This is a genomic window from Flavobacterium cerinum, assembly GCF_004028155.1.
In the GTDB taxonomy this organism is placed as follows: Bacteria; Bacteroidota; Bacteroidia; order Flavobacteriales; family Flavobacteriaceae; genus Flavobacterium; species Flavobacterium cerinum.
In genome coordinates this window covers 211,019-223,570 of the sequence record NZ_SBII01000003.1, presented here as the reverse complement: position 1 = coordinate 223,570, position 12,552 = coordinate 211,019, and the positions used below count along the sequence as shown (strand labels likewise).

Genomic DNA, 12,552 nt, shown 5'->3' with positions numbered 1-12,552 from the left:
ATAAAAAAAAGGATGCCATTTGGCATCCTTTTTTATTTATACTATTTCAGCACTAAGGCCGGCTGCCAGCAAGCGGGTGCATTGGGGCTCCAGTTCTTTATATTCACCTGTTTTAACAGTGCATTTGCCGTTATAATGTACAATAAGTGAACATTGTTCTGCTTGCTCAGCAGTATGCTTACATACGCTCATAAGTGTATCGATAACGTGGTCAAAAGTATTGACTTCGTCATTATACAACACAATTTCATTATTAAAAGAAATTAATTCTTCAACTAATACTTCTTCTAATTCTTTTTCTTTGGTACTCATATTCAATGCTTAATCTAAAATGCTAATTTACATATTTTAGCGAAACCCAATTATTTCGGCTAAACTTTTTTACAAAAGTAAGCCCTTTTTCTGTACACGAAGCATCAATAGCAGGGATATCTTCTTCATAAAAACCGCTTAATAGTAAAAGGCCTCCTTTATTTAGGCAGTCTATATATTGCTGCATGTCGTTTAAAAGAATATTACGGTTAATGTTCGCAATAATAAGGTCGTAGGTTTTGCCTTCAAGTAATGCTGCATCGCCTTCATAAACAGTAATGTTTGTACAGTTATTACGCTCAGCATTTTCTATAGAATTAAGATAGCACCAGTTATCAATATCTATAGCATCAATAGGTTTTGCACCTTTCATTTCGGCAAGTATGGCAAGTATTGCAGTGCCACAACCCATGTCTAATGTTTTCATGTTCTCAACATCTGTTTCAAGCAGGTGTTGTATCATCATAAAAGTAGTTTCGTGGTGACCGGTACCAAAACTCATTTTCGGTTCAATAACAATGTCATATTTAGCATCGGTCTTTTCATGAAAAGGAGCGCGCACACGGCAGGTATTATCTACGTCGATTGGTTCAAAGTTTTTTTCCCACTCTTCGTTCCAGTTTACCTGTTCTATTTCTTCAAATGTATACTGAATGTCAAATTCCGGAGATTCAAGAATTTGTATATCCTTTAAAATATTTTCACTCCAAAGTTGTTTTTGCACAAAGGCAGAAAAACCATTTTCGGTTTCTATAAAACTCTCAAAAGGTGTTTCTTCCAGTTGGGCAATAAGAATTTCAGATCCCGATTCTTTCGGTTCTATAGTAAAATGGTATCCTATATATATATTCGACATAACTTTAATTTTCCGCAAAGGTAATATTATCATAACATTGGATTGCAACAATTAATATTAAGTTTGCGCAAACTTTACAATGCTTCACTAAGGGATGATTTTTTAGACGTATATTACTTAATCTTTTTACTTAATCTTTCTGGAGCGCGGTTTGAATTTTGCGGCAATTAACACTTAAATTTTGAAACTGGTATTAAATGAAAAATATCTTTACGTTACTAATTATCTTCTTTAGTCTTGCGGCAGCAGCCCAGGTAGACATTAAAAAAACAACAAAAGACAACGACCTTAAGCTGTCTGCACTTCCTTATTACAATTATGGTAAAGGGGTAGGGCTAACTTCTCCGGACAGTATTTTCCAGTTCAATATTCGTTTCAGGATGCAAAATCGTGCAACTTATATTCAAAATGAGGGAGAAGATGGAGCTATAGATGCACAAATTCGTCGTTTAAGGCTTCGTTTTGATGGTTATGTGGGGAATCCTCACTTTATCTATGCCATTCAATTGTCTTTTGCGCCAGGAGATGTTGGCGAGGTTAAAGACGGAGAAAATCTTAATATAATACGTGATGCGGTTGTGTTTTATAGACCTAACAAACACTGGAACTTTGGTTTTGGTCAAACAAAACTGCCGGGTAACCGTCAGCGTGTAAACTCATCGGGAGGTTTACAGCTTACAGACAGGACTATTAATAATGCAAAATTTACAATCGATAGGGATTTTGGTTTTCAAACCCATTATCAAAATGAGCATGATAATAAATTATCTTATAATGTAAGAAGTGCAATATCTACCGGAGAAGGCCGTAACTCTACAGATAAACCGGATAACGGACTGGCTTACACAGGAAAAGTTGAGTTATTTCCTTTAGGAGTTTTTTCAAAAGACGGCGCTTTCTTTGAAGGTGATCTTAAAAGAGAACCTAAACCTAAATTCATGCTTTCCGGTGCTTATCAGTTTAATAATAAAGCAAGGCGTACGGGTGGACAGTTAGGCGATGATCTTTTCCAAAAAAGAGATATGCAGTCTATTTTATTGGACGGAATGTTTAAATACAATGGATGGGCTTTTATGACTGCTTATATGCAGAGAATAGCAAAAGACCCAATCACAATAAATCCGGATGATGCAACGGATATTAAGTACATCTTTACCGGTAGCGGATTCGATTACCAATTGAGTTACCTGCTGCCTTCTAATTATGAGATCATCGGGCGCTTTTCTACCCAAAAAGTAAACAATGATATTAAGTTATTGGCTCCTGATGCAAAACAATACAGTATCGGTGTTACTAAATATGTGTGGGAACATGCATTTAAAGCACAAATGGAACTAACAATGGATGACCTGAATTATTTTGACGGGTCTTCAAAACAAAACTGGTATGTACGTTTCCAGGTAGAAATCGGAATATAAGTTATAAAATCCTGCTCAGGCAGGATTTTTTGTTAATAACTGTTTCATAGACCTGATGCAATGAAATATTTGCATTTATATCGTTTTTATTTTAATAAATTTGCAATGTTAATAGCTAATTTATGTTACAGACTACAGATATCGTGCTTACTAGTGAATTGGAAAAATACTTCCAAAAGTTCAGGGAAAATATTGTTGGAATAGACCAGGAGTTTGTTTCTCCGTTTGGGAAACAAAAAATCATTTACACAGACTGGACTGCCAGTGGTAGACTGTACAGACCTATTGAAGAAAAACTATTAAACGATTTTGGTCCTTTCGTAGCCAATACACATACTGAAACTACTGTTTCGGGTACTGCAATGACAAACGCATACCACGAAGCACGTCATATCATCAAAAAGCATGTAAACGCAAGCAGTGATGATGTTTTAATTACAGACGGTTCTGGAATGACAGGCGTAATTAATAAATTCCAAAGGATCTTAGGGTTAAAAGTGCCTGAAAATCTTAGAGCATTTACAAATGTTCCCGAAGAGAAAAAACCTGTTGTGTTCATATCGCACATGGAGCACCATTCTAACCAGACCTCTTGGTTAGAAACAATTGCAAATGTTGTGCTTATACCGGCATGTGCACAGGGGCTTATTTGTTTAGACAGTTTTAAAGAATTATTGGAAGAATATAAAGACCATACTATAAAAATTGCATCTGTTACAGCATGTTCTAATGTAACAGGTATAAAAACCCCATATTATGAGGTTGCAAAATTAGTACACCAGTATAATGGTGTATGTTTTGTAGATTTTGCCTGCTCAGGACCTTATGTTAAAGTAGATATGCATCCTGAAGACAGCGAAGCATATCTGGATGCTATTTTCCTTTCTCCGCACAAATTCCTTGGAGGGCCTGGAACGTCAGGAGTATTGGTATTCAATAAAAAATTATACAAAAATATGGTACCCGATCACCCGGGAGGAGGAACGGTAAGCTGGACCAACCCTTGGGGTGAACATAAATATCTTGACAGTATAGAAGAACGTGAAGATGGGGGTACTCCTGGCTTTTTACAGGTAATTAAAACAGCATTGGCTATCAGGTTAAAAGACCAGATGGGTATCGATAATATCCTGAGAAGAGAAAAAGAAATTACCGATTATATTTTTGAGAGCCTAGGCAGTATATCAAACATAAACATACTTGCGCCGCAGCACACAGAACGTTTAGGTGTTATCTCATTCTTTATAGATAATCTGCACTTTAATTTGGGTGTGAAATTATTGAATGACAGGTTTGGTATTCAAACGCGCGGCGGATGCAGTTGTGCCGGTACATACGGGCATTTCTTACTGCACGTAGATCAGGAGCAGTCTAACTATCTAACAGGAAAAATAACATCTGGAGATTTAATTCAAAAACCGGGATGGATACGAATGTCAATTCACCCTACAACTACAAATGCTGAAATTCAGTATGTATGCGACAGTATTAAGGCACTAGCCGAAAATCATACAGAATGGGCTAAAGATTATAACTATAACAATTCATCGAATGAGTTTGCTCATGTAAACGCAGCAGCATTTGAGAATAATATGGTTAAAGAATGGTTTACGCTGTAACAGGAGGATCGTTCTTACGGTGTTTAAAGCGCTTGTGTGTCCATAAGTAATACTCAGGCGCTTCCAGTATCTGAGCTTCAAGAAGCTTAATAAAACAGTCGGTTATTTCAAAGTTAGGTACTTCTTTTGGGCTATCTTCAAAAGCAATAAAGCGAGCTTTATAATAACCTCTTTTTATTTTAGCACCTTTCACAAACATAATATTCATGTCTAGTTTTTTGGCAAGCATTTCTGCACCTACGTGTACAGGAACTTCCATGCCAAAGAATTTAGTCCAATGAATTGTGCTGCCCAGTTTAGGCGACTGGTCACTTATAAAACCATAAAAGCCTAAAATTCCTTTTCTCTTGTTTTGAAGCATAAGAGGAACAGTCTCTCTTGCCGATACAAGATTGGCATCAAACTTACCGCGTATTTTCTTTACAAGTTTATCAAAATATTTATTTCGGATTACTTTATAAACACCAAATCCAGTATGGGTAGTAAGGTATTTATTCATTATAAGCAGCCACTCATAGCTGCCATAATGGGCACAGATAAGCGAAACACTTTTTCCTTTTTCCTCATATTCGCGTATCATTTCGATGTTATCAAAAGTAAAACGCTTTTTTAATTCTGCTTCAGATATAGATATCGTTTTAAGCATTTCAAACAAAGTGTCGCAAAAATGGCTGTAGAATTTTTTTTCAATTTCTCTACGTTCTTCTACGTTAAGGTGTCTTAGCGTAAGCCTAAGATTTTCTCTTACAGTCTTTTTTCTGTAGCCTACAACTCTATATACCAAAAAGTAAGTAATATCAGAGAGAAAATAAAGCACCCTGAAAGGCAGGATCGAGATAAACCAAAAAATAGGGTAGATCAATATATAGGCTAAAAGCTGCATTCTTTTTTATTGCAAATATACTTTTTATTATTAATTTATAGTTTGTTAAGGTGTTTACAGCAAAAAATACGTTTTCATTGGTTAAATTTACACTTTCAAAAAATAGCTATGAGTATTGATTTGGTTTTAATAGTTATGATTGCTATAAATGCAATTGTAAGTTTCAAAGGATTTAATGATGAATCTTTTTTCAGAAAGTACGAATTCCATATAGGCAGTATAAAAGCAGGGGAGCAGTATCGTATGTTTACATCGGCATTTCTTCATGGCGATTTAATGCACTTGGCCTTTAATATGGTTACGCTGTATTTCTTTGCGCCGGTAGTAATATATACCTTAGGTATTGTTGGCTTTTTACTGGTTTATTTTACGAGTTTAATCTGTGGCAGCCTGTTAACGTTATATTTTCATAAAAATGATTATTCATACAGGGCAATTGGAGCGTCGGGTGCTGTTATCGGAGTGCTGTTTTCTTCCATATTAATTAATCCTGATATGAGTATCAATTTCATACCCGGATATATTTTTGGCGTAATTTATTTGTTATTTTCCATATATGGCATGAAATCTAAGTCAGGTAATATTGGGCATACAGCTCATTTTGGCGGAGCTATTGGCGGCTTTTTAATTACACTAACGAGGATGCCAAATATTTTATACGATAATACATTGGTGGTTATGTTTTTAGCAGCTCCTATTCTTGTTTTGCTAGTCATGGCAAAGGCAGGAAAGTTGTAAGTTTGTAAAACTGGCACGTAATTTGAAATTCTCATAGAAATCTAAAATCAAAAATAAAATGAAAAAAATCGGATTAGTAGTATTTGTGTTCGTAGCAACATTAGCAAATGCGCAGGTAACTCAGCAAAACATGCAGCCGCAGATATCAGTATCAGGAGAAGGTAAAATATCAGTAGTACCAGACAGGGCAGATATTACCGTTGGTATTGAAAATATAGGAGCTGATGCCGCAGAAGTAAAGAAAAAGAACGATGCAACTGTAGATGCAGTAATCAAGTATTTAAAAAGTATTAAACTGCCTGCTGAAGACTACCAGACACAAAGAGTAAGCCTAAACAGGAATTATGATTACACAAAGAAGAAATATAGCTTTGTGGCTACTCAAACTATAGTGATCCGCTTAAAAGATATTACTAAGTATGATGCGATGATGATAGGGCTTGTAGATGCCGGTATCAACAGTATACAGGGAATTGAGTTTAAAACCTCTAAACAGGCTGAATATGAATCAGAAGCTCGTGTAAAAGCAGTTGCTCAGGCTAAGTTAAAAGCGAATGATTATGCTGGTGCTCTTAATCAAAAAGTAGGAAAAGCAATTGTGGTTACAGATAATACACAAACGTACTACCCACGAATGATGAGTGCAATGAAGATTGAAAGTGATAGCGCTGCCGGTGCACAAAGAGAAACATTGGCGATAGGAGAGATTAATGTTACCGCCAATGTGAGCATAAGTTTCGAATTGAACTAACAATAGTATATTTTACCTAAAAAGCCCGCATTTGCGGGCTTTTTTTATGCGTGAAAGGTAGAATTATTATTGGGCTATATGGCTCTTTAAACGTAGTAATATAGCTTTTGAATATGTTTGCGTTTAGATGTATAAGATGTAGTGTATAAAATAAAAAAACCCGAATCATATGATTCGGGTTTAGTGGGGAGAGTAGGATTCGAACCTACGAAGGTTTCCCAGCAGATTTACAGTCTGCCCTCGTTGGCCGCTTGAGTATCTCCCCTTTTAGCGCTTACTTGAGTATGTTTACCTTTGCTATTGCGAGTGCAAATATAGTACTGTTTTCTAAGTATACAAACATATTTGAAGGTATTTTTGCAAGTATTTTTTAAGTTGTTGAAAGTTAAATAAATAAAATTGTACAAAAATAAAGTTTGTGTAAAGTTTTCTTCATAAGGGTGTGTTTATTCAATAAAAGTCTCTCAATAGAAAGGGGAAAATTATTTTAAATTAAGCCTAAAAAAGAAAAGCCAGTCATTTTGACTGGCTTTTTCAACATGAACTATTCCTAAAAACTATTAACTATTGTTTTATTAATTTTTGAGTACCGGTATTATTATTACTATCTTTTACTTTGATATAATAAATACCATTGCTTAAGCCGGAAACATTAATTGTCGATTTATTTTTTGAATTTAAAACCTGTTGTCCAAGATTATTAAATATCTCAACTGTTTCTATAGTAGCATTATTATTCGCTCTAATATTTAAAACTTCACTGGTTGGATTCGGGTAAATTAGTATTGAGTTTAAACCGTTACCAAATTCCGGAGTACTAAGGCCTTCAAAATTAACTTTCATTTTTATAACGCCTAAGTCGGTAGTACCTAAATATACATCTGCCGAATCTCCATCAAACTTAACAGCACTTGATGTTACAATGGCATGGAAAAACTCGTTTGATGTTTTCTCTGTCCAGGTTGTTCCACCATCTGTAGAAAAGATAATTTTAGCATCAATATCATATAACGTTTGTACTACAGCTACAATGTCCCCGCCTGTTTTTGTTGAATGCCACACTTTACTAACAAACGACTCATAAATTCTTGACCAGGTAGTTCCGCCGTCTAAAGAAGTATAGATACCATTAGATGCTCCCATTGTAATTTGATTGGCATTTAATGGATTGTACTCCATAGTTATTCCAATATTTGGAAGTTGAAGATCGCTTAGTCCGTTTGTAATTAACGTCCATGTTGTACCGCCATCGGTAGTTTTATATAGTTCTGCCCCAACAGTAATAATAATTTTATTAGAATCAGTTTTATCAATAAGCACACAGTTCAGGTAATCATTGTTTACAGGTAATGTAATATCTGTAACTAATGGATTGGTAAGATCGGTAAAATCAATTTTTCTCAGGAAGCAGTTTACACCATCAAAAGTAGCAAACCAGCCTATTTTTGTATTGTTAGAATCTGTAACCGCAGCAGTCATAAGCTGATCGAATGTACTGTAAATAACATCTTTAGTTACTCCATGATCATTGCTTACATTTATAGAATTGCCCATCCAGCCGCCCTGATAAGTATACACCCTGCCCGGGATGTTCTTATCTGCAACCATTTTATAACCGCCTTCGCCCATTGGTACTTCATCAATAGCCAGCATATCAGTTGTAGTCTCTGTGTTTGTTACCAGATTTCTGTTTACATAACCCCATTGTGCACCATAGTATAAATGCTGCTCACCAGATAGATCAACTAAGTTCATATCTCTGGTTGCGTTAAAATAAGGATTAGAAAGGATGGTAGTAGTAAGTCCACCATCTGTAGAACGCAATGGGTACCAGGTATTATTGATAAGCATTTCGTTTTTATCGGTAGGATTTATAGCCAAACCGGTAGGGATATAATAATTGAATGTAGCAGGAGAAGGGTAGCCTTCGTAAATCGTATTTTGCCATGTTACACCATTGTCAACAGTCCTGATGATCTGGTTGTCTTCAAGAACAACAATATTGGTAGGATCAGTTGGGTTGAATGTTATCGAAAAGATTGCGCAGTAGCCTCCTAAGGCTGCATATTGGTTCCACACTAAAGGAATAATATTCCAGGTTAAACCTCCGTCTAAAGAGCGGTAAAGTGCTTCTTCCTGGTCAAGATAAGCCCAGCGTACACCGGTTCCAACAAGGATGTCGTTAGAATTAGAAGGATTCACAACTACAGTTTGTAATATCAGTCCGTCTAAAGTTAATGTCCAGGTTTGTCCTGCATTTGCAGATACCAATAAACCGCCATCCACATTTCCTGCTCCACCATTTCTGGCAATGTATAGTTTGGCAGCATTGCTTGGATCAATTGTAATATTGTTTACAATAACATCTTCATCATTTGCATTATCATACACTGTAGTCCAGTTAGTACCACCATTTGTAGTGTAAAATACTTTATCGTCACTACCGGATGCTAAGAGCATTACCGTATTTAATGTACCGTCATTAAAAATTTCATACTTATTAAAATTTCTCCCCGCAGTAATTTCCGGCATACTGTATTCTTTAATAACTGTTACAGTAATTATATCGATAACTTTTAGTTTATTCAGGCTGCTCCCTGGACCATAATATTCTACAAAACTTAAAGCTGTACCGTTTTTAGCCAGTTTCATATCCTTTATGATAGGATCATAATTTGTTAAAGCAGGGGTGTACAAAACATTCCAGCTTACACCATTATTGGTAGATGTCATAATGTGTTTGCTTAAAGTGCTTGCATATACTTTGTTTTTAATAGCGGCATCATATACAAAGTTGGTCAATCGGCCATATTGAGGTGACCCGCTAAATTCCAGTTGCGCAAACGAATGCTGCGCCGCTGCCAGAAAGACCAGCAGCATTAATGTAATTTTTTTCATTTCTTTTGATAGTTTAATTGTTAAGTCAAAGAACCAAATAGAAAATGATACTAAGAGTTAAAAACACTGGAATAAACACGACTTTCGTCAGGAAAAAACAGGACGTTTTATCTTTAAAGTATTGATATATAATTGTATAGTTCTAATTCGTCTGGTAAATCCATTTTTTTGCTAATGCGTTCCCTGCGTTTTCGACAGGCTTCCGGAGTAATGTTTAGAAGAGTAGAAATCTCTTTTATGGATAGATCCATATACAGGTATAATATAAAACGAATGTCATTTGAAGTAAGATTATTGTGCTTTTCTTTCAGCTTAATTAAGAACGTATGATTCACTTCTTTAAAATGGGTCAGAAAATCATCCCATTCATTTTCGCTTCTCAATTGTTTTTTGAGTTTTAAGATATAGCTCTTTATAGCCTGATTATTGGCAATTTCTGTTTGTGCAGAAAGTGAATTGATAATATCTTCAATCAATTCATTTCTATTGGCTGCCTGTAATGCCTTGGCGGCAATTTTTCTGTTCTTGGATTCTATTTCGCTTTTAAGTTGTTTTTCTATAATCAGCTTTTCATTTTTTTCATTTTCTAATTCCAGGGCTATAATTTTTTGGTTATGCTCTGCAATGATTCTTCTTTGCCTGAATTTAATAATCGTATTCCTTAAAGCCCAAATGGTAACTAGAATAATAATAATGGCCAGGCCAATAAGTATCAGGTTCAATCTGCGTTCCTGTTCCAGTTGCCTTTCTTTTTCGTTAAGTTCTTTTAAGTCATTTTGCAGCTTTAATTTGGTTTTAATATTGTCGAATATGATTCTGCTTTTTATCTTGTTCAAAGAATCTTTCGTTACATAACCCTGATCCTTAAATTTAAAAGCCTTGTCATATTCTTTGTTTTTTAAATAGAGTTCTGATAAGCGTTCATACAGGTCGATTTTTTTTTGAAGATCTATGTTTACTTCCAGTGCTTTTTGAGCCATCTGAATGGCCAGCGGCATGTTATTTTCATATACTTCGTATATATTTGAGAGAAGTAAATAGCCTTTAACTTTGTATTCTGTATATTCTGCAATAACAAGTTTAGGAACCAACGCCAGAATCATTTGTTTTGCTTTAGAATACTCTTTTTTATTAATGAGATTTTCGGCTTTAATGATCTGAACTTCATAAGTAGCACTGGAATCCTTTTTAACTAACGGTTCTGCAATTTCCAGATAAGTATCGGTTTTGGCAATTTGCCTTGTTTCATTGTATACTGAAGCAAGGTTTACAGCATATATACCTATTTTAAAACTATATTTATTTTGTTTTGCAATGTCATATGCTTTTAATAGGTATTTTTCAGCCTCATTATACTTCTTTTCCTTTAAATACAGTAGCCCAATATTGTTTAGAACAATCATTTCATAGTTGCTGTCCAATGATTTTGAGGCAATGGCGTAGGCTTCAAAATAATTCTCAATAGCCTCGCTGTATTCAAGGAGGTAATAATAGTTTAAAGCAATATTGTTTTTTATAAGGAAAAGCTGTTTTGGCCAGTTGTGTCCTTCAGCAATTACTTTAGCTTTGGTTAAAAGTTCTAAAGATTTAGAGAATTCCTGATTGTATAATGCATCAATACCTGTAGCTATGAGTTTTTCACAATCTTCCTTAGGCGCAGCAGCCTGTATAGAAAATGTAAAACATAAGAGTAGTATAAGGTATTTCAGCATATACCAAATGTATTAAAATTTTAGGTTTTAACAATATGGGGAGAAGTATACCTACTCAAATTGAATATATTTCTCTATCAAATGTATAAACAGGCAAACTACTGTAAACAAAAAAATCTCCCGAAGGAGATTTTAAAGTATTATAAATATAAAGCGAAAATTATTTAGCTAAAAGCTCTTTTACTTTAGCTTTAAGTTCTTCGCCTCTTAGGTCTTTTGCAACGATTTTACCTGCAGCATCAAGTATAAATGTAGCAGGAATAGATTTTACACCATATTGAGCAGCGATAGGCTCATCCCAAAATTTAAGGTTAGATATTTGGTTCCATGTAAGTTTATCAGCTGCGATAGCTTCTTTCCATTTAGCGCCATCTTTATCAAGAGATACACCAATAATGTTTAAACCTTGTTTGTGAAGCTCATTGTATAAAGCCACAACATTAGGGTTTTCCATTCTGCATGGTTTACACCATGAAGCCCAGAAATCAATAATGGTAACTTTACCCATAGATTCTTTAAGTGATATACTTTTTCCATCAGGATTTGGAGCGCTAAATGCAGGAGCTGTAGCACCTACTTCAACACTTCCTGCAGCAGCAGGAGCCGTAACAGCAGCTATAGGTGTTTTAGCTTTTTCTACAAGTTCACCAAGTTCTTTACCATCTGTGGTCTTTTTAAGTTCCGGATCAAGAGCATCATATTTCTTTTTCATTTCTTCATATGGCATTTTGTCCATAGAGAATGCTTGTTTTAATAATAAGATAGTAATATAAGCTTTTGGGTTTTTTTCGATAAATTTATCTGCAATAACTTTCATGTCACCACCAATAGCTTCATATTCTTTATTCAGCCTGTTCATAACAACGGTATCGTTAGTTTTGTAGGCATTCATCATTTCTGTTTGGTTTTTCTTCTGGAATGACATCATTCTTTTTCTTAAACCATTGATGTCATTATAGTACTCTGTAAGTTTATCGTTATTGTAAGTACCTGTTTTAGTAGTCTTGTAAAGAGAATCTTTATCTATACCTATAGCAATTTCACCTTCTTCAAGTATAAATTCTGCTTTGCCTTGTAAATCCTGAAGTTGTAAAAAACGTAATCCAGGCTCTTTAGCTTCGCCTTTAAAAATAAATTTACCATTTTCAATTTTAACAGTATCAACAGGAACATATCCCATTGGAGTTTGTTTTTCAAGAACTACATCTTTACCGTTTAAAGAAGGATCTACAGTTCCGGTCACTTCAAACTGGTTATCACCCAGCTTGTTGCATGACACAACAAAAGCGGAAGCTGCAAGAATTAAAAGAAATTTTTTCATTTGTTTTTTGTTTATATATAATGCAAAAGTATTTAAAAATCAAT

At 34.9% G+C, this 12,552-nt stretch carries 10 protein-coding genes and 1 tRNA gene; 4 read left to right on the top strand and 7 right to left on the bottom strand.

Annotated elements, in window-relative coordinates; genetic code table 11:
- Window positions 1-36 precede the first annotated feature (36 nt).
- On the bottom strand, window positions 37-312 hold the full coding sequence (locus tag EPI11_RS06220) for an ATP-dependent Clp protease adaptor ClpS (RefSeq protein WP_128389081.1): 276 nt from the start codon (window positions 310-312) through the stop codon (window positions 37-39).
- 22 nt (window positions 313-334) lie between these two features.
- Window positions 335-1,168 carry a 50S ribosomal protein L11 methyltransferase gene (gene prmA, locus EPI11_RS06215; RefSeq protein WP_128389080.1) on the bottom strand — a complete coding sequence of 278 codons (834 nt, stop codon included), beginning with the start codon at window positions 1,166-1,168 and terminating at the stop codon, window positions 335-337.
- A 197-nt stretch (window positions 1,169-1,365) separates the two neighbouring features.
- Between prmA and EPI11_RS06210 the strand changes: the two genes are divergently transcribed.
- Window positions 1,366-2,586, top strand: coding sequence for a porin (locus EPI11_RS06210; protein ID WP_128389079.1), 1,221 nt, complete (start codon window positions 1,366-1,368; stop codon window positions 2,584-2,586).
- Between the two features lie 122 nt (window positions 2,587-2,708).
- Complete coding sequence (locus EPI11_RS06205) at window positions 2,709-4,205, top strand: aminotransferase class V-fold PLP-dependent enzyme (RefSeq protein WP_128389078.1); 1,497 nt, start codon at window positions 2,709-2,711, stop codon at window positions 4,203-4,205.
- On the opposite strand, the gene EPI11_RS06200 is transcribed toward EPI11_RS06205, so the two are convergent.
- The gene (locus tag EPI11_RS06200; protein WP_128389077.1) at window positions 4,195-5,088 is read right to left on the bottom strand and encodes a lysophospholipid acyltransferase family protein; all 894 of its coding nucleotides are present in this window, start codon (window positions 5,086-5,088) and stop codon (window positions 4,195-4,197) included. The genes EPI11_RS06205 and EPI11_RS06200 overlap by 11 nt on opposite strands.
- A 114-nt stretch (window positions 5,089-5,202) precedes the next feature.
- On the opposite strand from EPI11_RS06200, the gene EPI11_RS06195 reads away from it, so the two are divergent.
- Together EPI11_RS06195 and EPI11_RS06190 are read left to right on the top strand one after the other, a co-directional pair.
- On the top strand, window positions 5,203-5,826 hold the full coding sequence (locus EPI11_RS06195; RefSeq protein WP_128389229.1) for a rhomboid family intramembrane serine protease: 624 nt from the start codon (window positions 5,203-5,205) through the stop codon (window positions 5,824-5,826).
- Window positions 5,827-5,884: 58 nt separating this feature from the next.
- Window positions 5,885-6,577 carry an SIMPL domain-containing protein gene (locus EPI11_RS06190; protein WP_128389076.1) on the top strand — a complete coding sequence of 231 codons (693 nt, stop codon included), beginning with the start codon at window positions 5,885-5,887 and terminating at the stop codon, window positions 6,575-6,577.
- 184 nt (window positions 6,578-6,761) lie between these two features.
- Here EPI11_RS06190 and EPI11_RS06185 read toward each other — a convergent pair.
- The 4 genes from EPI11_RS06185 to EPI11_RS06170 all read right to left on the bottom strand — a co-directional run bounded on the left by EPI11_RS06185 (window position 6,762) and on the right by EPI11_RS06170 (window position 12,508).
- A tRNA-Tyr gene (locus EPI11_RS06185) sits at window positions 6,762-6,842 on the bottom strand.
- Between the two features lie 299 nt (window positions 6,843-7,141).
- On the bottom strand, window positions 7,142-9,475 hold the full coding sequence (locus tag EPI11_RS06180) for a T9SS type A sorting domain-containing protein (RefSeq protein ID WP_128389075.1): 2,334 nt from the start codon (window positions 9,473-9,475) through the stop codon (window positions 7,142-7,144).
- 113 nt (window positions 9,476-9,588) lie between these two features.
- Entirely contained in the window at window positions 9,589-11,187 is a 1,599-nt protein-coding gene (locus tag EPI11_RS06175) for a tetratricopeptide repeat protein (RefSeq protein ID WP_128389074.1), read from the bottom strand.
- Between the two features lie 160 nt (window positions 11,188-11,347).
- Entirely contained in the window at window positions 11,348-12,508 is a 1,161-nt protein-coding gene (locus tag EPI11_RS06170) for a TlpA disulfide reductase family protein (RefSeq protein ID WP_128389073.1), read from the bottom strand.
- Between the last annotated feature and the right edge of the window lie 44 nt (window positions 12,509-12,552).